Below are 26,452 nucleotides of genomic sequence, written 5' to 3'. Positions count from 1 at the left end.
GCCTCAGATCCAACTACCCCCGATTCCGCGCCTACCGTTCCCGTGATCGGCGTGCTCGGTACCTCACCGACACGTGCTCGGAGTCGATAGGCAAGGATCGAGCCATGGCCACCACAGCACATTGGATCGAGGGCGCACGCCCGCGGACCCTCCCGAACGCCATTGCACCGGTTCTCGTCGGCACAGGCGCGGCGGCGTCGATCGATGGGGCCGTGTGGTGGAAAGCAGTGTTGGCGCTCGTCGTATCTCTCGCGTTGATCATCGGCGTCAACTTCGCCAACGACTATTCCGACGGCATCCGTGGGACCGACGACGAGCGCGTCGGGCCGTTGCGTCTCGTGGGCTCCGGTGTCGCGTCGCCGAGGGCAGTCAAGTCCGCTGCCATCGGATGCTTCGCCGTCGGCGCCGTCGCCGGGCTCGTCCTCGCGGCGACATCCGCGTGGTGGCTCGTGGTCATCGGCGTCGTCTGCATCGCAGGCGCATGGTTCTACACCGGCGGCAGCAAACCCTACGGCTACAGCGGGTTCGGCGAGATCGCAGTGTTCGTGTTCTTCGGTCTGGTGGCGGTGCTGGGAACTCAATTCGTTCAGGCCGGCCGGATCGACTGGGCCGGTGTTGTCTCGGCGGTGGCCGTCGGCTCGTTCTCGAGCGCAGTTCTGGTGGCCAACAACCTGAGGGACATCGACACCGACCCGGATTCCGGCAAGAACACACTCGCGGTCCGGTTGGGAGACACCCGGACTCGCCTCGTGCACCTGGCGTTGGTCGTCGCTCCGTTCGCGGTCACCGTAGCGCTCGTCGCGCGCACACCGTGGGCCCTGATCGCTCTGATCGCACTGCCGCTCGCCGCTCGGGCGAACAAGCCGGTCCGGTCCGGAGCAACGGGCCTCGCGCTGATCCCCGCCCTACGTGACTCCGGGCTCGCGATGCTGGTGTGGGGACTCACGACCGGCATCGCACTCGCCGTCGCCTAGTCTGTCTGTCTGTCTGTCTGTCTGTCGCCCAGCCTGCTGGGGCTCAGCGCTTCTCGGGAACGAACGCACCGAGCAGGAAGTTGACGATCGAGATGATCAACGCGCCCCAGAACGCTGCGCCGAATCCGCTGATGAGCAGACCGTAATCGGTGGCGGTGGAGATCCAGGCGCTGAGCATCAGCATGAGGGCATTGATGACCAGGGTGAACAACCCGAGCGTCAGAATCAGAAGCGGTAGCGACAGCAGCTTGACCACTGGCTTGATGAATGCGTTCACGATCGTGAACACCGCGGCGATGCCCGCGAGGACCACCAGATCCCATCCGGTGCCGCGCCCGGAGCTGGCCAGGTCGATGCCGTCGACCCACTGCGCCGCGAGCCAGATCGCAATTGCATTGATGACGAGCCGTACCAGGAATGTCATGCCCACACCCTATGCGAGCACCCATCCTCGCCCCAGGACTCGAATCCGGTCACGACGCGAGACGCGCGCGCAATCCGTCCGGGTCGTCGAGGACTCCGTTCCGCTCGAGATCTCCGGCTCTGATCAACCCGAGCAGGACGTGCTTGCAGCGAATTTCGGAGTCCTTGGCGGCAAGTGCCTCCACCAACGACAGTTTCAGTGCCTTCTTCGATGCCGACGCGAACGCGAGGTGCCCCGTCCTGCGCCCGAGCCATCCTCGTTTCTCGCTCCGTGGTCGATCGAGTGCCCCTGCACCGAACGACGCTTCCAGGCTTGCCCGCACTGCATCGAGATCGATCCCGATCGAACCGAGCGCTTCGGCATCGCTCGCGCCGAGGGCGCCGCCGTCGGGCAACGACGTACGCACCGAATCGCGGGTGTATCCCTCGTCTTCGAGTACGGCCTTCAGGTCGCGGTCGGCAGAGGAAAGCACGCCCAGGAACACGTGCACGGGTTCGATCCGCGTCGCGTGCAGTTCGCGGGCCTCCGTCTGCGCGGCGAGGACTGCCATCCGCGCCTCGTCGGTGAATTTCTCGAACATCGCCGTCCTCCCTACGTGTCGTGCGTCAGATGTTGTTGTGCTTCTTGTGCACTGCTTGTTTGCTCACTTCGAGCGAGTCGGCGATCGCCTGCCACGACCAGCCTTGTCTGCGTGCGTTCGTGACCTGAATCGCTTCGAGCCGCTCGAGGAGTCGCCGTAGGGCCAGTACCGCCCGGAGCCCTTCCTTCGGATCGGCGCTACCTGCCGCAGCCGCCAGAGTCGTTGCTTCCGTCATGTCGTCAACTTAAGTTGACATTGCCCTGTTGTCAACCCTGGTTGACGACAATGCCACTCCCTTAGGGTGGAACCCATGACCGCGAACCTGACCCGAACCGAGACCAGACGCCGCGCCCGCCACATCACCGGCGTGTCGTATCGGGTCGAGCTGGACCTGCGGGAAGCATCCGAATCCGGGGCGACCACCTTCGGCACCCGCACGACCCTCGAGTTCGACGCCACCACCGAAGCGACATGGTTGGACTTCATCGGTCCCGAGGTCCGTTCCGTGACCGTCGACGGCACACCCGTACCCGTCGACCACGACGGTTCGCGCATCGGACTCATCGGCCTCGGTGGCCACCATGTAGTCGTCGTCGACGCAGTGGGTCGGTACAGCCGATCCGGCGAGGGGTTGCACCGGTTCGTGGATCCCGCCGACAACGAGGTCTACCTCTACACGCAGTACGAGCCCGCCGACGCCAGACGAGTTTTCGCGAACTTCGAGCAGCCGGACATCAAGGCGCCGTTCGTATTCGAGGTACAGGCGCCCGAGAAGTGGCAAGTGCTGTCGAACCGCACCGGCACCAGATCCGGCTCCACCGTCACGTTCGAACCCACGTTGCCGATCTCCACGTACATCACGGCCGTCGCCGCCGGGCCGTACCACCGCGTCGACTCTTCCTGGCAGCGAGGAGAACTCACGGTCCCGTTGGCTGCGCTGTGCCGCGCGTCCCTTGCCGAACACTTCGACCCGGACGACATCTTCGAGATCACCAAGCAGGGCCTCGACTTCTATCACGATGCGTTCGACTTCCCGTATCCGTTCGGGAAGTACGACCAGATCTTCGTCCCGGAGTACAACCTGGGCGCAATGGAGAATCCTGGCCTCGTCACGTTCACCGAGTCCTACGTGTTCCGTTCCGCGGCAACGGAAGCGCAGTACGAACAGCGCGCCAACACCATCCTGCACGAGATGGCGCACATGTGGTTCGGCGACCTGGTGACCATGGAGTGGTGGGACGATCTGTGGTTGAAGGAATCGTTCGCCGACTTCATGGGCGCGTTCACCTCGGCTCGCGCAACGCGATTCTCCGACGCCTGGGTGAGCTTCGCCAACCGCCGGAAAGCCTGGGCCTACCTTCAGGACCAACTGCCGACGACGCACCCCGTCGTCGCCGACATTCCGGACCTCGAAGCAGCGAAGCTCAATTTCGACGGCATCACGTACGCCAAGGGGGCCAGCGTCCTCAAACAACTTGCCGCATACGTCGGCGAGGACGCGTTCTTCGAGGCCTCGCGGCGTTACTTCGCGGAATTCGCCTACGGAAACACCACGCTCGCGGATCTTTTGACCCACGCTTCGGCGGCGTCGGGACGAAACCTCGACGAATGGGCGTCGGCCTGGCTCCGAACGACGGGCGTGTCGACGCTGTCCTACACCGGATCCGCCGTCGAACAGACCGATCCACGTCCGCACCGCCTCGCCATAGGACTGTACGACGAGGACTCCGACGGGCACCTCGTGCGGACCGGCCGTCACGAGATCGACATCACCGATGCAACCACACCCGTCGATCTACCCAGCGCTGCACTGACTTTGCTGAACGACGACGATCTCACCTATGCGAAGATCCGCTTCGACGACCGCTCGCTGGAGACGATCAGAACGTCGCTCGGGCGTCTGATCGATCCCCTGGCGCGCGGGTTGGTGTGGTCGGCACTGTGGAATGCGACGCGCGACGCCGAGCTGGACCCCGCGATCTACCTCGACATCGCGTCGAGATTCGCGGGATCGGAGCCGAAGGTAGGCATCGCGGGCGCGGTGGTGGCGAACAGCCAGTACGCAGTCGATCATTATCTGCCCGAAACCGGCTCGGCGGCCGCGGATTGGCTCGCAACGTGCTGGAGCAGGCTCGAAACCGCGGACCCGGGCAGTGACGCACAGATCGTCTGGTTCCGAGCGGTGGCGTCGGCGTCGCAGAGGTCGGATGTTCGGGCCGGGCAGATCGAGCGCGTCGTCGACGGCACCTTGCCGATCGAGGGAATCGATCTCGATTCCGAGCAGCGATGGCTGTTGCTGCGTTCGCTCAGCGCCCTCGGCCGTACCACCGTGGCGCGCCTCGATGCCGAGCTGGACACGGACGCGACGTCCTCCGGCCGAAACTCCTACCGTGCCGCCGTCGCCGCGCAACCGACGCCCGAGGCGAAGGCACGGGCCTGGGCCGACGTGATCGACTCCGACGAACTGTCCAACGACGCCGTCGACGCCACACTTGCTGGTTTCCGTGCCGGCGGCCGTGAGCTGTTGTCCGCGTTCGACGATCGCTACTTCGACGTCATAGCCGACCTGTGGTCGACCCGCAGCATCGAGATCGCCCGCCGACTCGTCGTAGGCCTGTTTCCGCAGCAGGATTCGACCGACGCCGCCGACGCGTGGCTCACGGCCCACGAGTGGGCACCGGCCGCGTTGCGCAGGCTCGTCGTCGAGCAGCGTGATCACTTGGCCCGGAGTATTCGCGTGCGTCGGGCGTTCAACCGGTAGGTTTCCGCCAGACCGACACGTGCTTGACGCTGTCCGATGTGAAATCCGACCGATCCCAATCGGCCCACCGACTCTCGAGCCTCATCCCGGCTATCCGGGCCATGAGGTCGAGCTCGGCGGGCCAGACGTAACGAAAGGGAATGCGGCGGAAAGACCCTGAGCCGTCACCGGAGACCGTCACATGAGTCGAGGTGAACTGTTGCGTGGCGACGTCGTACCGATCGAACCCGACATACCCACCGCTGTCGCCCGCATCGTTCACAGCGAACGGGACCGTGTCTTGACCGGGCGGTAGCCGGCGCACGTCCGGCACCCCGACTTCGACGAGGAATCGTCCACCCGGACGTAGGTGGGATGCGGCATTCTCGAACACGGCCACCTGCCCGTCCTGAGTGGTCACATTTCCGATCGTGTTGAACACCAGACACACCAGGGCGAACTCACCGTCGATCCGTGTCGAGGTCATGTCTCCGATGTGCACCTCGACCGACTCTCCACCAGGTTTGGCTGCAATTCTCGACGCCATGGCACCGCTCAGTTCGATGCCGCTCACCCGTAGCCCGCGCAACGCCAGCGGTGCAGCGATCCGTCCGGTCCCCACGGCGAACTCCAGGACCGGTCCATCCGCCAACTGCGCCAGCAGCTCCACCGCCGGATCGATTGCCGCAGAATCGTTCTCGCCTCCCGGATCGTCGTATCGCGCGGCCACACTTTCCGGAAACCACCCGTCCATCGGATCGTCGGTGGAATCGTTGTTCACTGTCATAGTGGCCGGACGCTACACCCGTGGCGCGGTGCACTTCCAGCGCTTTTCGAGGGAAACCGCAGGTCGAACCGGCTTTCTGCGGTTCGTGTCGGACCCTCTCGGTATATTCGAAAGTATGTTCGATACGGGGGTTTCGGCGGGATCGAGTACAGCATGCGTGGCCGGGTTGGCAGGCTCGGCCGCAGACGGAACACGAGCATCTAGTCTGGAGGTATGGCTCGGACGAACTCGACGACCTCATCACTCGCTACCTCGGCTCTGGCGGCCGCAGGCCTGCTGGGCGGCTTCGCTGTTGCGCAGCAGACCAAGAATCGACAACTCGGCGGCGCTGTGTTGGCAGCTGTGGGTGTGGCGAGCACCGCGTCATGGAATGCGGCTGCCGGTCCCAAGGTCGCGGGTGCGCTGTTGACGACGTACCTCGTCGGCTTCGGCGCATCGCACCCCTTGGCCAAGAAAATCGGAGCGTGGCCGGCGGTGAGCGTCGCAGCCGGAGCCACCGCGGCAGCGTCACTGGTGCTGACGCGTCAGGGCTGAAACTCGCCCGTTCGTACGAAGCGTTCCAACACCTCGGTCGGCCCGGCCAGATCCATGCCCTGCGACGCAACCCAGGCGTCGTCGAAGTACGTATTGGCGTAACGCTCACCGCCGTCGCACAGCAGGGTGACGACGCTGCCGGATCTGCCGGCCGCAATCATCTCCGCGATGACGCCGAATGCACCCCAGATGTTGGTGCCGGTAGAGCCTCCGACGCTTTTCCCGAGGGCCGTCGATGCGTGCCGCGCAGCGGCTACCGAGGCGGCGTCGGGTACCGCGATCATTCTGTCGATGACCTGTCCGACGAAGGACGGCTCGACGATGGGACGGCCGATGCCCTCGATGCGCGACGGCTTTCCGGTGGAGAAGTCGGCACGGCCGGTCTCGTAGCCACCGATGAAGGCGGAGTTCTCGGGATCGACGACGGCCAGTCGGGTGGAGTGGCGTCGGTATCGGATGTACCGACCGATCGTTGCGCTGGTTCCGCCTGTGCCCGCCCCGACGACGATCCACGTCGGGATCGGCGATTCCTCGTGGGTGAGTTGATCGAAGATCGATTCCGCGATGTTGTTGTTTCCGCGCCAGTCGGTTGCGCGCTCCGCGTGGGTGAACTGGTCCATGTAGTGGCAGTCCGGCTCCGCTGCGAGTCGGTGCGCCTCGGTGTACATGGCGGAAGGATCGTCGACGAAATGGCAACGACCCCCGTGTGATTCGATCAGTGCAACCTTCGTCGGCGACGTACTGCGCGGCATTACTGCGACGAACTCGAGGCCGAGCAGGCGCGCGAAATACGCTTCGCTGACGGCGGTGGATCCCGACGAGGCTTCGATGACCGTGGTGTTCTCGGTGACCCATCCGTTGCAGATCGCGTACAGGAACAGCGAGCGCGCCAGGCGATGCTTGAGGCTGCCGGTGATGTGCGTCGACTCGTCCTTGAGGTAGAGCTGCACTCCCCATGCCGCGGGAAGTGGGTACCGCAGCAGATGTGTGTCGGCCGATCGTTGAGCGTCGGCGTCGATGAGGCGTACCGCGTTGTCGACCCAGTCGCGGGCCTCGGAACGGTCGACGACCTTGGTCACTACTTGCCGTCCTCGCCGCGCAGCTTCGCCTGAAGGTCGGCCCGGGCACGGCGACGGCCCTCGTCGACGCCGGCGATCGACTCGTTGACGCGGATCCGCAGGGACTTGAACAGCACGAGCGAGAGGGGCAGCGAGATCAATACGGCGAACACCGCGGCGACCAGTACGGGGATCTCGACGCCCACGAGCAGCCCGACTCCGACGATCACGGCGGCGATCACGAGGACCAGAAGCAGACGCGCTCCGCTGTAGATCGCGACGTCTCGCAGGAGGCGTCCTTTGGTCGCGGTGGGCTCGGGTGGTGTGTTGCGTTCGTTCACGGCCTTCAGGCTACCCGCCCTTCGACCTGCGGTTGGACCCGCTGCAACGTCGCATATCGGACAGCCGGACTTGACCGATTTGTCTATTACCTCCCCTTTACCTTCTTTAGATCAGTCGAGTACCTAGGGGTTCGAGTGCCACCATGGTGCTCGAACACGAATTTGCTCCATCCACTGTCCGGTTCGTGACCCGCCTTCGGGCCGGGCCTACCGGACACCGCACGCAGGAGGACACGACCAAGATGAGCGCACCAACACTGCACAAGGCTCAGGATTCACTGCTCACACCGGGGCAGGTAGCGGCGCTCTTCCATGTGGATCCGAAGACGGTCACCCGTTGGGCGCATGCCGGTCGTCTGGGATCGTTGCGTACGCCGGGCGGTCACCGCCGGTTCCGCGAGGCCGAGGTCATGCAGCTTCTGTCGTCTCTGACCACCGAGGCCGCTCACCACTGACCCCGTAGACCGACTACCGACGCCAGGTCGAACACAAGTGCATATTCTCAGGAACTTGCGAACCGCGTTGGGGTGCACACCGCATCCCAACGCGGTTACGCTGGTCTGAGGAGGTGCGTCGTGATCTATCTTTTGGCGTTGATCGGTTTGGTGGCAGTCATCGTCCTGTTCTGGAAGGCCTTCGGTCCGACTGCGCAGGCTCCGGCTGGACGGACCGTCGGTCCGGATGACGACCCGGAGTTCCTGTGGCGTATGAACCGAGATGTTCGACGGTCGGGCACGGACAGTCAGGACACGGGCAAAACCGAACCTACAGAATGAAGTACAGCAGCCCGCCTCACGAGGCGGGCTGTTCCGTTCGCCCCTTCGGGTGCGCCTAGCGCGTCCTCGACTCGTTCGCGCGCTGAAGATCTTCCGGCCGGTTGCTGGGAAATCCCGACGCCACCGCCGCCGCCAATTCCAGCAGCGCGGCGCGAGTTCCGCTTTTCAACCTGTTCAAGTCGATCTCGGCGCCTTCCTCGAGGTGTGGGTCGAACGGGATCAACACAACCTGACGGCAGCGTTGCTCGAAGTGCTCGACGACCTTGCCCAGATCTACTTTGCCTGCTCGCGGCCGAACTGCGTTGACCACCGCGACAGATGAGCGGACCAACTCGCTGTGACCGTGCGCGTCGAGCCAGTCGAGTGTCGCCGACGCGCTGCGGGCGCCGTCCACGGACCCGGAGCTGACCACGACCAGCGCGTCCGAGCCGGCGAGGATGCTGTTCATTGCCGAATGCATGAGCCCGGTACCGCAGTCGGTGAGCACGATGCTGTAGAACTTCTCGAGCAGTTCCACCGCGGTGTCGTAGTCCTGGCCGCTGAACGCCTCGGACACGGCGGGGTCGGTGTCCGACGCGAGCACCTCGAGACGGTGCGCATTCTGTGAGGTGTATGCCCGTACGTCGCTGTAGCGACTCAAATCGTCGATGTCCCGCAGCATGTTTCGAACCGTCGCGGGCGTCTCCAGCGGTACCTTCTGGCTGAGTGTTCCGCGGTCCGGGTTGGCGTCGACGGCAATGACGCGGTCCCCGCGAATGGATGCGAACGTCGACCCGAGCGATGCCGTCGTCGTCGTTTTGCCGACGCCGCCCTTGAGGCTGAGTACCGAAATGCGATAGCAGCCGACGAGATGGCGCTCCGCCTGCCGAGAGAGCCGGGCCAGACGCTCGTCGCGATGGCTGTTGCCGAGATTGACCCGCCGCAGCGTCACGTCGTAGACCCACTTCCGCCACCCGGATACAGGCGGCGGCGAAACCTGTCTCACGAGAAGGGCATTGGTGAGATCCGACGCCGACGCCGACGCGACCGGTGGCAACTGCCCCTGCGTTCCGAGGTCCGGTGGAGTCGGCCTGGGTTCTGCAGTGGCACGGCCTTCTGTGCTCACACGGCCGTAGGTGGTCGATTCGGGCGGCATCGGGACCGGGGTCGAGCGAAATCCCCCGGTTCTGGGCCCACTACTAGCAGGCTCGACAGACGACCCAGCCTCGTCGGCCGAACTGGACTTCGCCGCCGGCTCTGCTTTCGCTGGGGCCGCTGATTTTTCCGGAGCTGCTGTTGTCGCCTTCTCGGTCGGAGCTTCGGCGCGTCGCTGCCAGGGCGAGGCGTCCGGTACGTCAGGTTTCGGGGATGCCCCGGTCCCAGCCTCCGGCGGTGGCGCGGCGGGTGCGCCGTCGTCCTCCCCCTGCTCTGCCGGACGTACCGGCTGCCACGAACTCATCTGCCACTCGGCCATGGCGTTTCCCCCCCATCATCCGACTCCCCAGTCGGAGGGTGCGCGCCCCCCGGCGCACCCGTCACCGCCGGACGTTACCAGCTGAGCCTGCGACCTCTCGCCCGCGACCGATGCGCCCTATCGGCTAGTTGAGCCCTGCGTAGGAGTGCAGTCCCGAGACCACCATGTTGATGATGAAGAGGTTGAACAGCATGGCTGCGAACCCGGTGATGTTGATCCAGGCAGCGCGGGTGTTGCGCCATCCCGATGTTGCGCGGGCGTGCAGGTATGCGGCGTAGATGATCCAGGTGATGAAGGACATCGTCTCCTTGGGGTCCCAACCCCAGAAACGGCCCCAGGCTGCTTCGGCCCAGATGGCGCCCAGGATGACGCCTGCACCGAAGAGTGGGAACGCGACGATGGTGGTCTTGTACGCGAGTCGGTCGAGCGCCTGGGCGTCGGGGAGCCTGGACGCGAAGCGACCCCAGAAGCTGCTGCTCTCGTCGCCCGCGGGTTGCTTCATGCGGAGCAGGAACAGCAGGCTGGCGACGCCGGAGACCAGGAAGATACCGCTGCCGACGCTGACGATGGTGACGTGGATGGGCAGCCAGAACGAGCGAAGCGCAGGCACGACAGGTGCTGCGTCGGCGTACAACTTGGTCGCGGCCATGAACATGAGGACGATGATCGGCGCGAGGACGAACACGAGCATCGGTCGCATCGTCTTCTTGCGCAGCAACAGGATCGAGGTGAGCGCTGCGGCGGCGGTCGCCATGGTCACGAACTCGTACATGTTGCCGAGTGGGAACCGGTGTGTGGCGAAGCCGCGCAGTACGACGGATGCCACGTGGAGCACGAGCGCCAGGATCAGCAGAGCGAAGCCCATGCCTGCCAGACGCTCCGACAGTGGACGCTTGGGGGTCTCGACGACACGTCCCGGTACGCCCGCCCCGAGCGGAGTGGGGGCACCGCTGCCGACGAGCTCGCGTGCCTGGACCTTGGTGGCCCGCTGCGAGGCGTACTGCGCGATGAGCAGAACGAACGCGAGGACGTAGATGGTGAACGCGGATTCGAAGGACCAGTCGCTGTACTGCGAGAGCGTCTCGTTGATCGGCATCGGTCAGTTCTCCTGCTTGTCTGTGTTCACTGTCTTGACTTCGCCGATCAGCCGCTCACACAACCGGTCGAATTCTTCTCCCCAGCCCGCCTGATCGGTTCGGGCGAGTCCACCGAGTTCTACTACAGTACGTCGTGAGTCCGGATCCGTGTGCAGCCGGACCCAGACTCGGCGTCGTTTGATCACCAACGACACGAGCAGTCCGCCCATCATCGTCAGTGCGAAGACCAGCACCCAGTTCTGTGCTGGATCATGCGATACCTGCAGGTTGACGAACTCTTCTGCGCCGTCGAAGCGGACGTTGGTGCCGTCGGACAGGGTCGAGGACTCCCCTGGCTTCAAGTTGACCCGGTCCTGCTTGACGAGCCTGCCCTGGTTGACCATTTCCTGGTTGAGGGAGAACAACGACTGCGGGTATCCGGTGTCGAGGCCGGTGTCACCTTTGTAGATGTCGATCGCGACGGCGGGATCCGTCATCGCCGGGTAGCTCGACGACAGCAGGTTTCCGTGGAAGAACGCCGTCGGCGCGAACAGACCTTCGATTGCGATCTGATTCTTGCGACGCTCGGTTGCTTCCGGGTACAGGCCGCCGGGAGGGTCGATTCGCAGGACTCCGCTGGAGAGGAACGTGGTGGCGTCGGTCGGTTGCCACTGGATCGTCTCGGTGCGTGTCTCGCCGTTCGGGAACGTCACGGTGAACGTCGGTGCGTATCCGTGGCCCTGCAGGTAGACACGGTCGCCTGCGACGCGGAGCGGGTGGTTGACCTGGAGGATGTCGTCGCGCCAGGTGTTGCTCGCCAGGTCTTCGCCTGCCTGGTACTCGATGTTCGACGTGAACATCTCGGCCTGACCGTTCTCGAGGTAGTCGGCCTTGAAGTCCTTGACGCGGATGCACAGGGGCTCGAGGCCGGTGCCGTCGACGAGTTGGCCGGCGCGGAAACCGTCGTAGATGGCGGGCGTCGTACTGCAGAAGCCCGGTCCGTCGTTGGCGATGACGACGACGTTGCCTTCGTATCCGAGCAGCTTCCCCAGGGCGATGGCGGCGAGAAGTCCGACGAGCGAAAGGTGGAAGACGAGGTTGCCGAACTCGCGGAAGTATCCCTTCTCGGCGGACAGCGTCACCTCGCCGGTGCCACCGGTGCGCTGCGCGACGCGCCACCCACGCAACTGCGCCTTCACCTTCGCCGCGGTGTCCTCGGCGGATTCGTCGGACACGTACCGGCGGTGGTGAGGCAGACGCGACAGGTTGCGCGGCGTCGGGACGGGCTTGGTGCGGAGAGCTTTGGCGTGTTCGACGCATCGCGGCACGATGCAGCCGATCAGCGAGATGAACAGCAGCGCGTAGATCGCGGTGAACCAGAAACTGGAGAAGACGTCGAACAGTTCGAGCCTGTCCATCCACGGACCGAGCGTCGGCCTGGCTGCGATGTACTCGTCGACCTTGCCGGAGTTGAGGCTGCGCTGCGGAACCAGAGCGCCGGGGATCGCGGCGAAGGCCAGCAGGAACAGCAGCACCAGGGCGGTGCGCATGCTCGTCAGCGATCTCCAGGTGTTGCGCACCAACGCGAGCGCACGCCCGGGTAGCGACTGCTTCTGCGGTGCGACGCGAGTGTCGAGGTCGGTCATATCGGCAGCACCACGTCGGACACGAAGGCGTCGCGAACCCAGCTCACGAACACGTCCCACGCACCCGTGACGAGTGCAATTCCTACTGCTATCAACATGATTCCGCCGAACACCTGTATCTGTCGTGCATGGGTGCGAAGCCAGCCGACTCCGCGTAGAGCGCTTGCCGAGCCGAACGCGAGGATCACGAACGGCAGGCCTAGGCCGAGGCAGTAGGCGACGATCAGCGCGACACCGCGCACTGCCGTCGCACCTTCGGTTCCCGCGGCCAGGGAGATGACGCTCGCCAACGTCGGTCCGAGGCACGGCGTCCATCCGAGGGCGAACACTCCGCCCAGCAACGGAGCGCCGAACAGGCTGCCGACCCGGCGTGGTTCGAATCTGACGTCGCGTTGCAGTGCCGGTACCAGACCGATGAACACCAGGCCCATCGCGATGGTGACGACCCCGCCGATGCGCATCAGCAGTTCACGGTTGACCGACAACACCGAGATCGCCCCGAACACCGTGGCCGTCGCGAGGACGAAGACGACGGTGAATCCGAGGACGAACAAGCCCGCGGCGCCCGCGACCCGCAGCTTGCTGGCCGTGCGCACCTTCGTCGTCGACGCTTCCGCCGCGGTGACGGCAGGCGCATCGGCACCGACCACGCCCGCCAGGTAGGACAGGTAACCGGGAACGAGAGGTACGACGCACGGCGACGCGAACGAGACGAGGCCGGCGAGAATGCAGACACCGAACGCGAGAACGAGCGGCCCGGAAGCCGCCGTGGTCTGGAACGTCTCGCCTATGCCTGCGGCGTACAACTCGATCACTGGCTTTCCGTCTCCTCGCCTGCAATCCGCTCGACGACGGGTTGCAGGTCCTCGGCGAGCAGCTCACGCAGGTACACCGCCGCCACGCGGTGCTGCTTGTCCAACACGATGGTCGTCGGGACGACCGATGTGGGGATGCCGCCGAGGGCGGTGAGGGTGCGCATCGGAGGGTCGTAGATGGACGGGTAGGTCACCTTGTTGTCGATGACGAAGTCCTGCGCCTTGTCCTGCGCGTTGTCGCGGACGTTGATGCCGAGGAACTGGACGCCGAGGTCCTTGGTGTTCTCGAACACCTCTTCGAGATCGTCGGCTTCACCGCGACACGGTCCGCACCACTGGCCCCACACGTTCAGTACGACGGCCTGGCCCTCGAAGTCCGCGAGCGACGTCGTCTTTCCGTCTTCCATCAGGTCGGGGCCGGACAGTTCGCCGATGGTGCCGCGATCCGACGGGGGGTCGTAGAAGATCTCGGTCTGGCCGCCGGGTGAGACGAAGTCGAAGGTTCCGCCGGTCGCGACCGCGTCGGTACCCGTCGCGCAGCCTGCGGTGACTGCGACGACGGCCAGAGCCGAAGCGAGTACCTTACGCACCGGTGACTCGTGGATCGCTGGCGCCCGCGGGCTCGGAGTAGACGATGTCGACGAGCGTGTCTCCCTCGTAGACAAGGGAAGTCAGCGACGCGAGACCGCACTGACGGTGCCGCGGGTCGTGCCACAGACGCTCACCCTGCAGGAATCGACGCAGGGTCCAGACGGGGAGCTGGTGACTGACGACAACGGCTTCGTGGCCGACGGCTGCGACGCGAGCGGCGTTCACTGCGGCCAGCATCCGGTGCGCGATCTGCAGGTACGGCTCACCCCACGACGGCGTGAACGGGTCCCGCAGTTTCCACCAGTGCCGTGGCCTGCGCAGTGCCCCGTCGCCGACGGCGACCCGGAGGCCTTCGAACTCGTTTCCTGCCTCGATGAGGTTGTCGTCGGTGGCGATGTCGAGTCCGTGCGCCTTCGCGATCGGACCTGCCGTCTCCTGCGCCCGCTGCAGCGGGGACGCGATGACGGCGGTGATGTCGTGTCCGGCAAGCGCATTCGCCACAGCTGTCGCCTGCGTCTGCCCCTTCACCGACAGCCGGAACCCGGGGAGGCGTCCGTAGAGGATGCCCTTGGGGTTGTGGACCTCACCGTGCCGCAACACGTGGACGATGGTGCGCGTCGTCTGATGCGGATGCGCCTCCGGTGTACTCACTTGGTTCCTGCTTCGGCTCGGGCCGCTGCACGTGCGGCGTGGGGAAGGGCGTCGGCGATCTTCTCGAACGCGGCGTCGTCGAGGGCAGCGGAGACGAACCAGGCTTCGAATGCGCTCGGCGGCGGGTAGACCCCGCGCGCGAGCAGTGCGTGGAAGAAGTCGGGGTATCGCCACGTCTCGGCTGCTTTCGCGCCTGCGTAGTCGGTGACGGGCCCGTCGGAGAAGAACACGCTCACCAGTGTGCCTGCGAACTGGACGTGGTGACGAACGCCTTCGGCGGTCAGGGCATCACCGAGCAGCCCGCCGAGTCGCTCCGCGTTGTTCTGCAGCTTCTCGTAGACGGACGCGTCGGCCAGTTGCAGGCTCGCGAGACCGGCCGCGACGGCGACGGGATTACCGGACAGGGTGCCTGCCTGATAGACGGGACCGGCCGGTGCGAGGTAGGCCATGACGTCGGCGCGCCCACCGAAGGCTGCGGCCGGTAGTCCACCGCTCATGACCTTGCCGAAGGTGTACAGATCGCCCGCGACGCCGTCGATGCCGTACCAGCCCGCTGCGCTCACGCGGAAGCCCGTCATCACCTCGTCCATGATGAGCAGTGCGCCGTTGTCCGTGGCCAGGCGTCGTAGCCCCTCGTTGAAGCCGGGGACCGGTGGAACTGCGCCCATGTTGCCCGCGGCGGCCTCGGTGATGATGCACGCGATCTGGCCGGCATTCTCGGCGAAGGCGTGCTCCACCGCGGCGAGGTCGTTGTAGGGCACGACGATGGTGTCCGACGCCTGTGCCCCAGTCACCCCGGGAGAGGTGGGCAGGCCGAAAGTGGCGAGACCGGACCCGGCGTCGGCGAGAAGCGCGTCGACGTGGCCGTGGTAGCAGCCGGAGAATTTGACGATCTTGGTGCGCCCGGTGAAACCACGGGCGAGGCGGACGGCGCTCATGGTCGCCTCTGTGCCGGAATTCACAAGCCGAACCTGGTCGACGGGGCCGACGCGGCGCACGATTTCTTCCGCAAGTGCGATTTCCCGCTCGGTCGGAGCGCCGAACGACAGACCGGTTTTCGCGGCCTTCTGCACGGCCTCCACGACGACCGGATGAGCATGCCCGTGAATCATCGGGCCCCACGACGAGATCAGGTCGACGTACGAGTTCCCGTCGGCGTCGATCATGGTGTATCCGCTGGCCTCGGTGATGAAGCGCGGCGTACCGCCGACCGAGTGGAACGCACGAACCGGGGAGTTCACCCCACCCGGGATCACTGCGCTCGCGCGCTCGAAGAGCTGGGCAGATACTGGTGCGTCGTCGCCGGGAGAAACAGTCACGACCCCCAGTGTCCCAGGTTCGTCGATTTCGCCAACTACAGGGCGTAATAATTCAGGACTTCTCGTCCTCGTCGTCGTCCTTGTCCTCGGGCATGACTGCCATCGCCACGAGGATCAGCGCCCAGATACCGATGGGCCAGCCGGGCCAGTACCCGTTCAGTTCCCCGTCGGAGATGGACTGAAATCCCCAGATGCCGGACATGATGATGACGCCGCCGAGCCACCATCGCCATTCGTCCCAGTACTCGCGCCACTCGCGAGCATCCTTCGACTCCGCGGGTTCCGTGGCCTGCGTGGGCACGGGGAGATCGTCGGTCACTTTCGCGAGTTCGCCTCGCGTCGCTGATTTCCACACCAGGTCGAGGCGCTGCTCGTATTCGACGAGCGTAAGCCTGCCGTCCGCCATCGCGGTGCCGAGGAGCTGCGCAGTGGCCTCGCGCTCCGCGGTGCTGACGCGCAGCTTCTCCATATCGGATCCCATGGACAAGCACCCCATCTCGGTCGGTGTCCGAAATGCCAGGTTATCGCGGATCGCCGACGAGTTCAGCCCGATATCGATCCAATCGATCGGCGAGTTCGGCCGGCCTGGACAGGGCGACGAGGTGGCCGCCGGGCATCTCGTCCACCTCGATTCCCAGCCTGTCGCGAACCAGTCGCCGCTGGAACTCGACCGGGAAGAACCGATCGTCGATGCCCTGAAGAAAACGCGTCGGGATGTCGGGCCACGCCGTCAGCGGCCATGGCAGTGCGAACGGGCCGTCCGATTGGTCCGGTGCCGTGCCGCCCAACTCTGCGACGACATCGGCCGGAACGTCGTGCAGGAAGACATCCGCAACCAGATCCTCGGTGTCCAGGTCCCGTCCATCGCGCTCGGCTTGGACGGCGCGCGCGTGCCCGAACCCCGTGGCTTCCCACCACTCCCCGGGTGGCTCGCCGGGTGTCGGTGTCATCGCGTTCAGCAGCACGATCATCGACGCGTCGACACGCGGGGCGACGAGGGGCGCGGTGAACCCGCCGAGGGATTGGCCGACCACGGTCACGCCCCGCCGATCGCCGACGGCGTCCACGACGACGTCGGCGTATTCGGCGAGTCCGGCGTTCGGATCCGACGCGGGAAGAGTCACGGCAACGACGTCATGGCCGCGGTCGCGCAGTTCGGGCTCCAACCGCGACCAATACCGTGCGTCACCGCCTGCGCCGGGGACGAGAACGAATGTGTGCATCGCCGCCGAGCGTAAGCGCGTGCCGGAACAACCGCGGAATTACGGCTGGCGGTGCTCGCCGACGTGGTTGTCGTCAGTGCGGGGGTCGATCTTGCTGCCGCGAGGATCGAGCGGGTTACCGGGATTGTTCGTGGGGTTGTGGGTGGTGTGGGCCGGGTTCTGCGTGGCACCGTGGTCGCCCGAGCGCGCGTCCCGGTGCACGATCTTCTCTGCCGACGCCTTGTCCACGTCACCCGAGCGAGAGCGGGTCTTCACGTCGGGGTCGATCTTGTTGGCGCGTGCGAATTCCGCGTCCAGTTCGTCGCGTGAGGACGCGGCGTCACCCTGGTGGTTCTCTGCCTGCAGCGTGAGCCTGCGCGCCTCGGCTGCCTTCGCTTCGGCGTCGGCCTGTGCGCGGCGGGCTTTGGCTGCGCTTTCGTCGGCGCGCGCTTGACGCTCTTCGACTTCCGTTGTTCGGTCGGCGGCCTGCTCACGGATGCGTTCGGCCTCGACCCGACGGCCTGCTTTCTGCTTCTTGGACAGGGCCAGCGCGACGGCCACGACGAGAAGTACCACTACTACTGCGATGACGATCCATACTGCTGTGTTCATTGTGGAGCCCCCAACTTGTCGATGATGGGTTCGGGTACCCGCACGGGGGTTCGACAAACTACGAACCGGCGGTTCACCGGTTCAAGATGTCGGCGACGGCCTCCGAGTCGAACCATGCAGGTGCGTCGGCGAGGAATCGCTCCCGGTCCACGCTCCCCGTTCCCGCCGGGATTCGCCCGAGAATCGGGACCCCCGCTACGTCGGGAAGTTCGACGAGGTTGGTCCGAGCGGCAAGGTCGGGCTGCGATGGCCACGCTCCCACGATCAGTCCCGCACAGAAGACGCCTGCCCGGTCGAGCGCGCCGACCGTCAGCGCGGTGTGGTTGAGGGTTCCGAGCTCGACGCCGCACACCACCACGACCGGTGCACCGATCTTCGCCGCGACGTCGAGCAGCGTGAAACCCCCGGAGCCGAGCCGGACGAGGAGGCCCCCGGCACCTTCCACCAGTACGACGTCCTCGGTCAGCGAGACGATGTCGTCCACCACCGCGCCCAGTTCCAACGCAGGCATTCCGGCGAGGCGCGCGGCGACGTCGGGCGCGAGCGGGTCCGGATAGCGCGCAGTTTCCACGGTCCTGGTGATCCCCGTCAGCCGCTCGATTGCCGCGAGGTCGCCCGCCTCGCCGTAGCCCAGACCTGTCTGCGCCGGTTTCACGACGGCGACCGACGCCCCGAGAGCAGACGCCGTTGCCGCGATCGCCGCTGTCGCCACGGTCTTTCCGACGTCGGTGGACGTGCCGGTCACGACGAGAACCGTCATACCGCAGCCCGATGCAGAACGGCATCGAGGACGTTCGCGACGGCTGCGAGCTCAAGGTCGGTGAGGTTCGCGCGCGCGGTCAACCGAAGCCGGGACGTCCCTTCCGGCACGGACGGCGGCCGAAAACAGCCGACGTGTACGCCTCGCCGGAAGGCGTCCTGCGCTGCGTCGTACGCCCGCTGCGGGTCGCCGAGAACGACGGAGACGACGGCCGACTCGGAACGCTCGACGCCGGCGATGTCGGCCAATTGGTGTGCGCGACGACGCACGTCCGCCGCCCGTTCCGGTTCTCGCTGCAGGATCGCGAGTGCTGCCCGAGCTGCTCCGGCAGCCGCGGGAGCCAACCCGGTGTCGAAGACGAAGGGCCGTGCGACGTCGATCAGATGATCACGCACCGCGTGCGTCCCGAGGACCACACCACCCTGCGACGCAAGGGATTTGGAGAGCGTCGCGGTGACGACGACGTCAGGCAGGCCCTGTAATCCCAGTTCGTGCACCAGACCACGGCCACCGGACCCACGGACGCCGATTCCGTGCGCCTCGTCCACGAGCAGGGCAGCCGAATACCGTCGGCACAGTCCGTGAAGGTCGCGCAGAGGCGCGAGGTGACCGTCGGTGCTGAACACAGAATCGGTGACGACGAGCGCGCGGTCCTCGGTACGTGTTCGAAGCGAGTGTTCGACGGCGTCCAGGTGCGTACGGTCGAACACCTCGATCCGTGCTCTCGACAGTCTGCATGCGTCGATCAGCGACGCGTGCGACGCGGAATCGGACAGCACCACCGAACCGCGTCCGGCCAGCGCGGCGACGGCGCCCAGGTTGGCGGTGTACCCGGAGGAGAACACCAGCGCGGATTCCGCGCCGACGAAGCGAGCCAGGTCGTCCTCCAACTCCTCGTGCAGCGTCGTGGTGCCGGTGACGAGCCTCGAACCCGTGGCACCCGCGCCCCACCGATTCACCGCAGCGCACGCGGCGTCCACCACCTCGGGGTGACGAGAGAGGCCGAGGTAGTCGTTCGAGGCGAGATCGATCACGGGGCCGTCATCACCGGGCCGAGCGGGGCGCGGACGCAGCGTTCGGTGGACCCCGCGCTCGCTGCGCAGGCGTGCCGCTTCGGTCAACCAGTCGAGTGCCGCCACACCGGCGACCCTACTTGAACACTGTTCAAGTTCGCGCGACGGCCCCGATCGCACGCACGATCCGCGCAACGTCCTCGGCCGCGCAGACGTACGGCGGCATCGCGTAGACGAGCTTCCCGAACGGCCTGAGCCACACACCCTCGCCGACGGCGGCATCGGTAGCACGTTGCATGTCCACCGGGGAATGCATCTCGACGACGCCGATCGCGCCGAGAACACGAACATCGGCGACGCCCGGCAGATCCCCCACCCCGGCCAGACCATCGCGCAGGCCCGTCTCGATGCGCGCGACCTCGGACCTCCAGTCACGTCCCAGCAGGAGCTCCACCGCGGCGACGGCGACGGCACACGCGAGCGGATTGGCCATGAACGTCGGGCCGTGCATGAGCCCGCCCGCCTCACCCCCGCTGATGACCTCGGCGACGTGCGATGTCGTCAGTGTCGCCGCCAGGGTCATGTACCCGCCGGTCAACGCCTTGCCTACACACATCACGTCGGGAGCGACCGAGACGTGATCGGCGGCGAACAACTCACCGGTACGCCCGAATCCCGTGGCGATCTCGTCGAACACCAGCAGCACGTCGTGCTCGTCGGCCATCCTCCGTAGCTCGGTGAGATACCTCGGGTCGTGGAAACGCATGCCTCCCGCGCCCTGCACGAGCGGCTCGACGACGATGGCCGCGATCTCGTCGGCCCTCGCCGAGAGGATGTTCTCGAACTGCCCGAGGTAGCCGGCATCGAACTGCCTCGGCGGGGCGGGCGCGAAGATCTGCCGGGTGAGGACGCCGGACCACAGCGAGTGCATCCCACCGTCGGGATCGCAGATGCTCATCGGCGCGAACGTGTCGCCGTGATAGCCGCCGCGCCAGGTCAGCAGCCTGCACTTGGCCGGTTTGCCCAGACTCCGCCAGTACTGGATGCACATCTTGACCGCCACTTCGACGGACACCGAACCGGAGTCGGCGAAGAAGACCTTGTCGAGACCGTCCGGGGTGATGCTCACGAGCAGCTCGGCCAACCGCGCCGCGGGTTCGTGCGTGAGCCCGCCGAACATCACGTGACTCATCCGGTCGATCTGGGCGTGCGCGGCCGCGTCGAGCACCGGATGGCGATATCCGTGCACCGCCGCCCACCACGAACTCATTCCGTCGACGAGTTCGCGCCCGTCGGCGAGCGTCAGCCGGACACCCGATGCGCCCGCGACGACGAGCGGCGACGTCGCAGAGGGAAATCCACCGTAGGGATGCCACACGTGCTGCGCGTCGATTGCGGCGATCTGCGCTGCGTCCAAGCTGGTGTCCGTTCTCGTTCGGGGGCGAAGCCGGGCAAGTGGAATATGTAACACCCGTGTTACGTCTGCATTACACTCGCCTGCATGGAGGCACAACACGAGCCGGCCCGGTATTCGTGGCCCGACGGGTTCCGCGAGCACCTGATCCGCGAGTTCGACGGTTACAGCCCTCTCGTCACCCGCGCTCTGGAGGACAACGGCGCCTCGGTCTTCGGCGACGGGCCCTACGGGCGCAGCAAGTTCTGGTCTCGGATGCGCAAGTTCGGCCGCGAATATCTGTGGCCCGCCTGAGCGAGCCGGATCCGTAGGTTACCGTCGAGTATGGCAACCACTTCGGAGCATCTGCGTAACACATTGGACGGCCGTTGGCGCGACGTGAAGAACGAAGCGCGCGCTCAACTGGTTCGCGACGAATTCCGTCCTCACTACACCCCCAACACCGTGATCGCGCGCACCAAGGCGCTGGAGCAACTCAAGTTGCTGGCCCAGCACGGTGCGGCGGACGATGGTTTCAAGAAAGAGCACGGAGGCACCGGCGACGTCGGAGCCGCGGTCACCATGATCGAGATGCTCGCGATGTCGGACCTGTCGCTCATGGTCAAGGCCGGAGTCCAGTGGGGACTGTTCGGCGGCGCCATCGAGAACCTCGGCACCGAGCGTCACCACGACGCCTACGTACGGCGCCTCATCGACCTCGACTTGCTCGGATGCTTCGCGATGACCGAGACCGGTCACGGCAGCGATGTGCAGTCGCTCGAGACGACGGCAACCTACGACCGTGAGACCGACGAGTTCGTCGTCCACTCCCCCACACCGTCGTCCCGCAAGGACTACATCGGTGGTGCAGCCGAAACCGCAACGGTGGCCGCAGTGTTCGCGCAGCTGATCACCGCCGGCCCGGGCGAGGAACCCGAAGGACACGGCGTCCACTGTTTCTTCGTCCCGTTGCGAGACGAGGACGGCAACGACCTCCCCGGCATCACCACCTCGGACTGTCAGTACAAGGGCGGACTGCCCGGCGTCGACAACGGCCGCATCATGTTCGACAACGTCCGCATTCCGCGGGACAACCTGCTCAACAAGTACGCGGACGTCTCCTCCGACGGCACGTACTCCTCGCCCATCGAGAACCCGAGCCGTCGCTTCTTCACCATGCTCGGAACGCTGATCCGTGGCCGCGTCACGGTCGGCGGGTCCGCCGCCGCAGCAGCTCGGGTAGCCCTCGACATCGCCACGCGATATGCGTTGCAGCGCAGGCAGTTCTCGGCACCGAAGTCCGACGACGAGGTGCTCATCATGGACTACCTCGTGCACCAGCGCCGGTTGTTCCCGTTGATCGCGAAGTCCTACGCGTTGCAGTTCGCGCAGAACGAACTGGTCGCCAAACTGCACGAGCTGCAGACCTCGGACAACCCCGATGCCGAAGAGCAGCGCGAACTGGAATCCCGAGCCGCCGGCCTCAAGGCCGCCAACACCTGGCACGCCACCAGGGCGATCCAGGAAGCACGTGAAGCATGCGGCGGCGCAGGTTATCTCGCGGAGAACCGGCTGATATCCCTCAAGGCCGACACCGACGTGTTCACCACGTTCGAAGGCGACAATCACGTGCTCACGCAGCTCGTGGCGAAGGAACTGCTCACCGCGTACGCCGACGACGTCAAGTCCATGAGCCCCGTCGAATGGGTGCGGTTCGCCGCAGAGTTCGCCGGTGATCGCGTCGTCAAACGCACTGCGGCGCAGACGATCATGCAGACGATCCTCGACACCCGCCAGGACAACGAGGAAGAGGGCTCCCTGTTCAACCGCGGAACCCAGGTCAAGATGTTCGAGGACCGCGAGGACTACCTGCTCTCCACCGTCGCCCGCAGGCTGCAGAGCAAATCGAAGGAAACGAGCGCGTTCGACGCCTTCAACGCCGTGCAGGACCACGTGCTGCACGCAGCCAGCGCACACATCGATCGGATCATCCTCGAAGCCTTCGTCGCCGGCATCTCCTCCTGCGAGGACGAGGCAGCCAAGGAACTACTCGAGCAGGTCTGCGACCTCTACGCACTGTCGGTCATCGAAGAAGACAAGGCGTGGTTCATCGAACACCGCTACCTCTCCACCGAACGCTCCAAAGCCGTCACCCGCGGCATCAACGAACGTTGCCGCACCCTCCGTCCGCACGCCCTCGAACTCGTCGAAGGCTTCGGCGTTCCCGAACAGCTCCTCGGCGCAGCCATGCTCGGTCACCCCCAGGCCGGCAGCGACGAAGAGTCCGCCTCGAACCCCAGCAAGGCCTGAGCACCCGCCTTCGCACCGGAGCGAACGTGCCGTTCAGTCACTTCAAGTGACTGAACGGCACGTTCGGTCTCGAAAACGGGGGCTCCGGGAGACCGTGGGTCAGGCTCCGGCCGGTGAGACGCGGAGGATTCGGTCACCCGAGCCGTTGTCGGTGGTGAGCAGGAACGACCCGTCGCCCGTGGAGGTGAGTGAGCGGAGCCGGCCCCACTCGCCTTCGAGCGCGTCCACTTCCTGTTCGACGGTGATTCCGTCGGCGCCGAGTTTCAGGAACACCAGTTTTTCGCCCTGCTGGCTGGAGATGACTGCGGCGCCGGACCAGTCGCCCCATGCTGCACCGTCGACGAACGTCAGGCCGGGGGTGGCGATGGTCGGCTCGCCCGAGCTCCAGACCGCGTCGATGGCGCCGGGAACGCGATCGGGGTCGGTCATCGGGACCGACTCGTCGTAGATCAACGGGTTCCGGTCCGGCTTCCAGCCGTAGTTTCCGCCCGCGACCAGTAGGTTCAGTTCGTCGTCGCGGGTGGAGCCTTGTTCCACCTCGTACAGGCGGCCGGTGCCGGGTTGGAATGCGAGACCCTGAACGTTGCGATGCCCGAGGGTGTAGATGCGGCCGGGTGCATCCGCTGCGGCGCTGCCATCGACAGCGTCGACGTGCAACACCTTGCCGCCCAACGAGTTCCGATCCTGGGGTACCGACGGGGACGCCGTGTCTCCGGTGCCAACGTACAGGGTTCCGTCGGGTGCGGCCAGGATCCGGCAGCCGCCGTGCCTGCCACTGGACGCGACGGGGATGTCGTCGATGATGGCCCGGTCCCGCGTCAACGTCGTCCATGCCTCGTCGACGGTCCACCGGACGACCTCGATGTGATTGCCGCTTCCGGCCTGCGAGCTACCGGGCGCCGCGCTCCCGGTGTCGACGCCGGCTCCCTCGACGCCCTGGCACGTGAACAGTGCCCGCGATTGCTCGAAGTCGTGGGCCAGTTCGATTCCCATCAGCCCGGTCTCACCCTGGGCGTAGAGGTCGTCGAGATTCGCCGCGACTTCACCGGCCGACCCGTCTGCCCGCTTGACGACGAATCTGCCGCTACGTTCACCGGTGAGGATCGTCCCGTCGGGGGCCTGGACGACGTCCCACGGCCGGGCGAGCCCGTCGAGCTCGGTGGTGACGGTCAACCCGACGCCGCCCTCCGGGGGCTGAGCCACCGCCCCCGTCGAACACGCGAGTGTCAGAGAAAGACTGGTCACCAGGATTCCGGTACCGGTCAGCAACTTGTTCACAGATCGTCTCCTCGAAAGCGAGCAGGGATGATCTATGACCTGTACCACGAACCGCGGCCGGTAAACCGGACATTTCTACGATACGAGACGGTATCCCGCGTCGCTCACCGCACCGGCGATCGATTCTCGTTCCAGTGCAGCATCGCTGGTCACCACCACTTTGCCCGACGCCACGTCCACCGTCACTCCGGTCACGCCACCGATCTCGGAAATCTCCTCCGACACCGACGCAGCGCAGTGCTGGCAGGTCATTCCTTCGACGATGTAACTGTTCTCCACGCTCGACACCTTCTTTCCGTTGGCTGCGACTTCAGGACCGAACGAGCCGTGCGATGGCGTCCGATGCCTCTTTCACCTTCGCGTCCGCGTCGGGACCGCCACGTTTGGCAGCCTCGACGACGCACCCCGCGAGGTGCGCGTCGAGCAGCTTGAGCGAGACGGACTGCAGCGCTTTGGTTGCCGCAGAGACCTGGGTCAGTACATCGATGCAGTACCGATCCTCGGCGACCATGCGCGAGATGCCGGCGATCTGACCCTCGATGCGACGTAGCCGCTTCAGCAGATCGTCCTGCTCGCTCGTGTAACTACTCATGCCGCCGATGATACCCCTACCGGGTATGGGAACGCCCCTGAAAACGAACTCTGACTGCGTCGACCAGCAGTAGAAATGCGACGGTCACGCAGGCAGCACCGGCCGCTGTCCAGGAACCGGAGTACCGAACCGCCACGAATTCGGGCGCGCCCTCGTCCGTGGCCGCGAACAGGTGTTCCGTCGCACCGAGGTTCCAGCACACGACGGCCGCCGCGAACAACAGCACGGCACCGAGCACCTCCACCGCGGATCTCATGGGCCGCTCACCACCACTTCTTCCAGGGCCTCTCGTAAGCCGTCGTCGTCCTTCGCCCAGGCCTGAACCAGGCCGCCTCCCACCAGGCGCAACCCGACGCCGTGGCGTCGGCGGGGGATGCCGGTGAGCTCACCCAGCACCCGGGCGGTTTCCCACTTCTTCGGCTCGTATTCACCCGCGGCGTACTCGGGCGCCGGAAAGACGACGGCGATGTCCGCCACGGGCAGCCTTTCGGTGCCCTGGCGAAGCTCGGTCGCCGTGAGGGCCACGCTGACGTGGCGGCGAGCTGCGCTGACCTGAACGTAGGTGAAGCCCGTCAGCACGACGGCAACCACTGCGAGCGCGACCCAGTGGACGACAGGCCCCGTCAGCAGCTCGAACACCAGTACCGCAGCGCAGAAGACAGGCCCCCACAGCAGCGATCGCCACCGAGCTCCCGGCTCTTCGAACAGCGCGTCGTTCGAGTCAGTCATGGGCGAACCACGGTGTCGCCGAGGGGCGGTAGATCACCACGCAGGCGGCGATCAGGACGAGGGCGACTGCGAGTAGTTCGGAGAACAGACCGAAAACGAAGACCACCACGAGGAGCAGCAGAACGGTGACCGACGACAGCAGTACGGACACGGCCCGCATCCTTGCGTGTCCGGCGCGCACGGGTCCGGCGAGGAATCCGAGAACGATGCCCAGGAGTCCGCAGCCTGCACCGAGAAGACGAATGGTGCCGAGGTAGGAATCGATCTGAGCGGGTGTGTTGCCCTCGTCGGCGAGAGAGGTGCGTAGTTGGTCCACCGGCACGGTCAGCGTGATCAACGCGACGAAGACGAGCAGTACCGCAGCGATCAGCCACAGCAGGTATGCAGCGGTGACGACGCGCGGGCGTGCGGCCTTGTCCGAATTCACGATTTCATAGTGCCCGGTTGTGTGTGATCGAACCACAGTGGGTCGGCCGAGAACCGCCGCGCGAATCTTCAGTGCGAGACGAGCGCCGGAATGACGATTGCGACCGATGCGAGGATGCCCATGGCAACCACGAGGGCGATCAGGAAGAGCTCTCGGGTGACACCGTGTTCGACGGGAATCGTGCGCTCGACGGGTGGTGCGATCCGCCTCGAACTTGCCTGAACCATGGGTTCACCTCATCCTGACGCACGGGCATCTGCAGTGACAATTGTCACCGTACCCTCGCTCGGGTGCTCACCCTAATCACCAGGTCAGGCTGCACTCAACCCCATACTCACGATCAGCACGGCTACCGAGACGGCGGTGAGCAG

Annotated in this window: 33 protein-coding genes; 7 read left to right on the top strand and 26 right to left on the bottom strand. The window is 65.7% G+C overall.

Features of this window, described 5'->3' with window-relative positions; translation table 11 throughout:
- Window positions 1-104 precede the first annotated feature (104 nt).
- On the top strand, window positions 105-974 hold the full coding sequence (locus CH289_RS14715; RefSeq protein WP_020112502.1) for a 1,4-dihydroxy-2-naphthoate polyprenyltransferase: 870 nt from the start codon (window positions 105-107) through the stop codon (window positions 972-974).
- A 43-nt stretch (window positions 975-1,017) separates the two neighbouring features.
- Here CH289_RS14715 and CH289_RS14710 read toward each other — a convergent pair whose 3' ends face one another.
- Genes CH289_RS14710 through CH289_RS14700 form a run of 3 tightly spaced genes read right to left on the bottom strand, consistent with a single transcriptional unit; the run spans window position 1,018 to window position 2,213 of the window.
- Window positions 1,018-1,398: a phage holin family protein gene (locus tag CH289_RS14710; RefSeq protein ID WP_026348034.1), complete on the bottom strand. Its 381-nt coding sequence runs from the start codon at window positions 1,396-1,398 to the stop codon at window positions 1,018-1,020.
- 49 nt (window positions 1,399-1,447) lie between these two features.
- Complete coding sequence (locus tag CH289_RS14705; protein ID WP_020112503.1) at window positions 1,448-1,978, bottom strand: Clp protease N-terminal domain-containing protein; 531 nt, start codon at window positions 1,976-1,978, stop codon at window positions 1,448-1,450.
- 25 nt (window positions 1,979-2,003) lie between these two features.
- On the bottom strand, window positions 2,004-2,213 hold the full coding sequence (locus CH289_RS14700; protein ID WP_094710059.1) for a helix-turn-helix domain-containing protein: 210 nt from the start codon (window positions 2,211-2,213) through the stop codon (window positions 2,004-2,006).
- Window positions 2,214-2,288: 75 nt separating this feature from the next.
- Here CH289_RS14700 and pepN point away from each other — a divergent pair, with 75 nt between their 5' ends.
- Window positions 2,289-4,739 (top strand): aminopeptidase N, encoded by a 2,451-nt coding sequence (gene pepN / locus CH289_RS14695; RefSeq protein WP_094654452.1) that lies wholly within the window; start codon window positions 2,289-2,291, stop codon window positions 4,737-4,739.
- On the opposite strand, the gene CH289_RS14690 is transcribed toward pepN, so the two are convergent.
- Window positions 4,729-5,505 (bottom strand): class I SAM-dependent DNA methyltransferase, encoded by a 777-nt coding sequence (locus CH289_RS14690; RefSeq protein ID WP_094728083.1) that lies wholly within the window; start codon window positions 5,503-5,505, stop codon window positions 4,729-4,731. The two genes, pepN and CH289_RS14690, sit on opposite strands and share 11 nt — an antisense overlap.
- A 213-nt stretch (window positions 5,506-5,718) precedes the next feature.
- Here CH289_RS14690 and CH289_RS14685 point away from each other — a divergent pair, with 213 nt between their 5' ends.
- Window positions 5,719-6,039, top strand: a complete 321-nt coding sequence (locus CH289_RS14685) for a hypothetical protein (RefSeq protein ID WP_020112507.1) — start codon at window positions 5,719-5,721, stop codon at window positions 6,037-6,039.
- Here CH289_RS14685 and cds1 read toward each other — a convergent pair.
- The gene (gene cds1 / locus CH289_RS14680; protein ID WP_020112508.1) at window positions 6,030-7,118 is read right to left on the bottom strand and encodes an L-cysteine desulfhydrase Cds1; all 1,089 of its coding nucleotides are present in this window, start codon (window positions 7,116-7,118) and stop codon (window positions 6,030-6,032) included. The two genes, CH289_RS14685 and cds1, sit on opposite strands and share 10 nt — an antisense overlap.
- Entirely contained in the window at window positions 7,118-7,438 is a 321-nt protein-coding gene (locus CH289_RS14675; RefSeq protein WP_019666475.1) for a DUF4229 domain-containing protein, read from the bottom strand. The genes cds1 and CH289_RS14675 overlap by 1 nt, the downstream gene beginning before the upstream one ends.
- Window positions 7,439-7,680: 242 nt before the next feature.
- Here CH289_RS14675 and CH289_RS14670 point away from each other — a divergent pair, with 242 nt between their 5' ends.
- Both CH289_RS14670 and CH289_RS14665 read left to right on the top strand, forming a co-directional pair.
- A complete protein-coding gene (locus CH289_RS14670) occupies window positions 7,681-7,893 on the top strand; it encodes a BldC family transcriptional regulator (RefSeq protein ID WP_026348035.1) in 213 nt (70 codons plus the stop codon).
- 120 nt (window positions 7,894-8,013) lie between these two features.
- On the top strand, window positions 8,014-8,214 hold the full coding sequence (locus tag CH289_RS14665) for a hypothetical protein (RefSeq protein WP_019666477.1): 201 nt from the start codon (window positions 8,014-8,016) through the stop codon (window positions 8,212-8,214).
- 55 nt (window positions 8,215-8,269) lie between these two features.
- On the opposite strand, the gene CH289_RS14660 is transcribed toward CH289_RS14665, so the two are convergent.
- The 13 genes from CH289_RS14660 to CH289_RS14600 form a co-directional block, all read right to left on the bottom strand.
- Window positions 8,270-9,667: a MinD/ParA family ATP-binding protein gene (locus tag CH289_RS14660; protein ID WP_231383879.1), complete on the bottom strand. Its 1,398-nt coding sequence runs from the start codon at window positions 9,665-9,667 to the stop codon at window positions 8,270-8,272.
- 124 nt (window positions 9,668-9,791) lie between these two features.
- A complete protein-coding gene (gene ccsB / locus CH289_RS14655; RefSeq protein ID WP_019666479.1) occupies window positions 9,792-10,763 on the bottom strand; it encodes a c-type cytochrome biogenesis protein CcsB in 972 nt (323 codons plus the stop codon).
- A gap of 3 nt (window positions 10,764-10,766) precedes the next feature.
- Entirely contained in the window at window positions 10,767-12,389 is a 1,623-nt protein-coding gene (gene resB, locus CH289_RS14650) for a cytochrome c biogenesis protein ResB (protein ID WP_033188635.1), read from the bottom strand.
- Window positions 12,386-13,204, bottom strand: a complete 819-nt coding sequence (locus CH289_RS14645; RefSeq protein WP_019666481.1) for a cytochrome c biogenesis CcdA family protein — start codon at window positions 13,202-13,204, stop codon at window positions 12,386-12,388. The genes resB and CH289_RS14645 overlap by 4 nt, the downstream gene beginning before the upstream one ends.
- Entirely contained in the window at window positions 13,201-13,794 is a 594-nt protein-coding gene (locus CH289_RS14640; RefSeq protein WP_019666482.1) for a TlpA disulfide reductase family protein, read from the bottom strand. Before CH289_RS14640 ends, CH289_RS14645 begins: the two co-directional genes overlap by 4 nt.
- Window positions 13,787-14,446, bottom strand: coding sequence for a histidine phosphatase family protein (locus CH289_RS14635; protein ID WP_019666483.1), 660 nt, complete (start codon window positions 14,444-14,446; stop codon window positions 13,787-13,789). Before CH289_RS14635 ends, CH289_RS14640 begins: the two co-directional genes overlap by 8 nt.
- Window positions 14,443-15,765 carry a glutamate-1-semialdehyde 2,1-aminomutase gene (gene hemL / locus CH289_RS14630; protein ID WP_026348036.1) on the bottom strand — a complete coding sequence of 441 codons (1,323 nt, stop codon included), beginning with the start codon at window positions 15,763-15,765 and terminating at the stop codon, window positions 14,443-14,445. The genes CH289_RS14635 and hemL overlap by 4 nt, the downstream gene beginning before the upstream one ends.
- A gap of 52 nt (window positions 15,766-15,817) precedes the next feature.
- Window positions 15,818-16,246: a DUF1707 SHOCT-like domain-containing protein gene (locus CH289_RS14625; protein ID WP_019666485.1), complete on the bottom strand. Its 429-nt coding sequence runs from the start codon at window positions 16,244-16,246 to the stop codon at window positions 15,818-15,820.
- 40 nt (window positions 16,247-16,286) lie between these two features.
- Window positions 16,287-16,988: an alpha/beta fold hydrolase gene (locus CH289_RS14620; protein ID WP_094728082.1), complete on the bottom strand. Its 702-nt coding sequence runs from the start codon at window positions 16,986-16,988 to the stop codon at window positions 16,287-16,289.
- A 39-nt stretch (window positions 16,989-17,027) separates the two neighbouring features.
- Window positions 17,028-17,579: a hypothetical protein gene (locus CH289_RS14615; protein ID WP_094728081.1), complete on the bottom strand. Its 552-nt coding sequence runs from the start codon at window positions 17,577-17,579 to the stop codon at window positions 17,028-17,030.
- Between the two features lie 73 nt (window positions 17,580-17,652).
- Entirely contained in the window at window positions 17,653-18,339 is a 687-nt protein-coding gene (gene bioD / locus CH289_RS14610; protein WP_094728080.1) for a dethiobiotin synthase, read from the bottom strand.
- On the bottom strand, window positions 18,336-19,478 hold the full coding sequence (locus tag CH289_RS14605) for an 8-amino-7-oxononanoate synthase (protein ID WP_094728079.1): 1,143 nt from the start codon (window positions 19,476-19,478) through the stop codon (window positions 18,336-18,338). Before CH289_RS14605 ends, bioD begins: the two co-directional genes overlap by 4 nt.
- A 25-nt stretch (window positions 19,479-19,503) precedes the next feature.
- Window positions 19,504-20,769: an adenosylmethionine--8-amino-7-oxononanoate transaminase gene (locus CH289_RS14600; protein WP_033188641.1), complete on the bottom strand. Its 1,266-nt coding sequence runs from the start codon at window positions 20,767-20,769 to the stop codon at window positions 19,504-19,506.
- Between the two features lie 84 nt (window positions 20,770-20,853).
- Here CH289_RS14600 and CH289_RS14595 point away from each other — a divergent pair, with 84 nt between their 5' ends.
- Complete coding sequence (locus CH289_RS14595; RefSeq protein WP_020112516.1) at window positions 20,854-21,060, top strand: hypothetical protein; 207 nt, start codon at window positions 20,854-20,856, stop codon at window positions 21,058-21,060.
- 30 nt (window positions 21,061-21,090) lie between these two features.
- Entirely contained in the window at window positions 21,091-23,055 is a 1,965-nt protein-coding gene (locus tag CH289_RS14590) for an acyl-CoA dehydrogenase family protein (protein WP_019666492.1), read from the top strand.
- A gap of 99 nt (window positions 23,056-23,154) precedes the next feature.
- Here the strand turns inward: CH289_RS14590 and CH289_RS14585 are convergent, their stop codons facing one another.
- The 7 genes from CH289_RS14585 to CH289_RS28300 form a co-directional block, all read right to left on the bottom strand.
- The gene (locus CH289_RS14585) at window positions 23,155-24,333 is read right to left on the bottom strand and encodes a PQQ-dependent sugar dehydrogenase (RefSeq protein ID WP_037143701.1); all 1,179 of its coding nucleotides are present in this window, start codon (window positions 24,331-24,333) and stop codon (window positions 23,155-23,157) included.
- Window positions 24,334-24,408: 75 nt separating this feature from the next.
- The gene (locus tag CH289_RS14580; protein WP_019666494.1) at window positions 24,409-24,621 is read right to left on the bottom strand and encodes a heavy-metal-associated domain-containing protein; all 213 of its coding nucleotides are present in this window, start codon (window positions 24,619-24,621) and stop codon (window positions 24,409-24,411) included.
- A 22-nt stretch (window positions 24,622-24,643) separates the two neighbouring features.
- The gene (locus CH289_RS14575) at window positions 24,644-24,925 is read right to left on the bottom strand and encodes a metal-sensitive transcriptional regulator (protein WP_019666495.1); all 282 of its coding nucleotides are present in this window, start codon (window positions 24,923-24,925) and stop codon (window positions 24,644-24,646) included.
- Between the two features lie 16 nt (window positions 24,926-24,941).
- Window positions 24,942-25,181 carry a hypothetical protein gene (locus CH289_RS14570; protein ID WP_019666496.1) on the bottom strand — a complete coding sequence of 80 codons (240 nt, stop codon included), beginning with the start codon at window positions 25,179-25,181 and terminating at the stop codon, window positions 24,942-24,944.
- Window positions 25,178-25,654 carry a hypothetical protein gene (locus CH289_RS14565; RefSeq protein ID WP_037163784.1) on the bottom strand — a complete coding sequence of 159 codons (477 nt, stop codon included), beginning with the start codon at window positions 25,652-25,654 and terminating at the stop codon, window positions 25,178-25,180. Before CH289_RS14565 ends, CH289_RS14570 begins: the two co-directional genes overlap by 4 nt.
- Window positions 25,647-26,081, bottom strand: coding sequence for a hypothetical protein (locus CH289_RS14560; protein ID WP_033188646.1), 435 nt, complete (start codon window positions 26,079-26,081; stop codon window positions 25,647-25,649). Before CH289_RS14560 ends, CH289_RS14565 begins: the two co-directional genes overlap by 8 nt.
- Before the next feature lie 68 nt (window positions 26,082-26,149).
- Window positions 26,150-26,308 (bottom strand): hypothetical protein, encoded by a 159-nt coding sequence (locus CH289_RS28300; protein ID WP_179275275.1) that lies wholly within the window; start codon window positions 26,306-26,308, stop codon window positions 26,150-26,152.
- Window positions 26,309-26,452 lie beyond the last annotated feature (144 nt).

Source organism: Rhodococcus sp. RS1C4 (assembly GCF_002258225.1).
Classification (GTDB): Bacteria; Actinomycetota; Actinomycetes; order Mycobacteriales; family Mycobacteriaceae; genus Rhodococcoides; species Rhodococcoides fascians_E.
The sequence above is the reverse complement of the archived record's forward strand: the minus strand, read 5'-3'. Positions and strand labels throughout refer to the sequence as shown.

Excerpts from the sequence above, each read along its gene's own strand:
- bioD (WP_094728080.1), bottom strand. The coding sequence starts at position 18,339 with ATGACGGTTCTCGTCGTGACCGGCACGTCCACCGACGTCGGAAAGACC.
- CH289_RS14620 (WP_094728082.1), bottom strand. The coding sequence starts at position 16,988 with ATGCACACATTCGTTCTCGTCCCCGGCGCAGGCGGTGACGCACGGTAT.
- CH289_RS14685 (WP_020112507.1), top strand. The coding sequence starts at position 5,719 with ATGGCTCGGACGAACTCGACGACCTCATCACTCGCTACCTCGGCTCTG.
- ccsB (WP_019666479.1), bottom strand. The coding sequence starts at position 10,763 with ATGCCGATCAACGAGACGCTCTCGCAGTACAGCGACTGGTCCTTCGAA.
- CH289_RS14595 (WP_020112516.1), top strand. The coding sequence starts at position 20,854 with ATGGAGGCACAACACGAGCCGGCCCGGTATTCGTGGCCCGACGGGTTC.
- CH289_RS14570 (WP_019666496.1), bottom strand. The coding sequence starts at position 25,181 with ATGAGATCCGCGGTGGAGGTGCTCGGTGCCGTGCTGTTGTTCGCGGCG.
- CH289_RS14575 (WP_019666495.1), bottom strand. The coding sequence starts at position 24,925 with ATGAGTAGTTACACGAGCGAGCAGGACGATCTGCTGAAGCGGCTACGT.
- CH289_RS14690 (WP_094728083.1), bottom strand. The coding sequence starts at position 5,505 with ATGACAGTGAACAACGATTCCACCGACGATCCGATGGACGGGTGGTTT.
- CH289_RS14670 (WP_026348035.1), top strand. The coding sequence starts at position 7,681 with ATGAGCGCACCAACACTGCACAAGGCTCAGGATTCACTGCTCACACCG.
- CH289_RS14590 (WP_019666492.1), top strand. The coding sequence starts at position 21,091 with ATGGCAACCACTTCGGAGCATCTGCGTAACACATTGGACGGCCGTTGG.
- CH289_RS14710 (WP_026348034.1), bottom strand. The coding sequence starts at position 1,398 with ATGACATTCCTGGTACGGCTCGTCATCAATGCAATTGCGATCTGGCTC.
- CH289_RS28300 (WP_179275275.1), bottom strand. The coding sequence starts at position 26,308 with ATGGTTCAGGCAAGTTCGAGGCGGATCGCACCACCCGTCGAGCGCACG.
- CH289_RS14625 (WP_019666485.1), bottom strand. The coding sequence starts at position 16,246 with ATGGGATCCGATATGGAGAAGCTGCGCGTCAGCACCGCGGAGCGCGAG.
- CH289_RS14615 (WP_094728081.1), bottom strand. The coding sequence starts at position 17,579 with ATGAACACAGCAGTATGGATCGTCATCGCAGTAGTAGTGGTACTTCTC.
- CH289_RS14705 (WP_020112503.1), bottom strand. The coding sequence starts at position 1,978 with ATGTTCGAGAAATTCACCGACGAGGCGCGGATGGCAGTCCTCGCCGCG.
- pepN (WP_094654452.1), top strand. The coding sequence starts at position 2,289 with ATGACCGCGAACCTGACCCGAACCGAGACCAGACGCCGCGCCCGCCAC.
- resB (WP_033188635.1), bottom strand. The coding sequence starts at position 12,389 with ATGACCGACCTCGACACTCGCGTCGCACCGCAGAAGCAGTCGCTACCC.
- CH289_RS14700 (WP_094710059.1), bottom strand. The coding sequence starts at position 2,213 with ATGACGGAAGCAACGACTCTGGCGGCTGCGGCAGGTAGCGCCGATCCG.
- CH289_RS14715 (WP_020112502.1), top strand. The coding sequence starts at position 105 with ATGGCCACCACAGCACATTGGATCGAGGGCGCACGCCCGCGGACCCTC.
- CH289_RS14565 (WP_037163784.1), bottom strand. The coding sequence starts at position 25,654 with ATGACTGACTCGAACGACGCGCTGTTCGAAGAGCCGGGAGCTCGGTGG.
- CH289_RS14660 (WP_231383879.1), bottom strand. The coding sequence starts at position 9,667 with ATGGCCGAGTGGCAGATGAGTTCGTGGCAGCCGGTACGTCCGGCAGAG.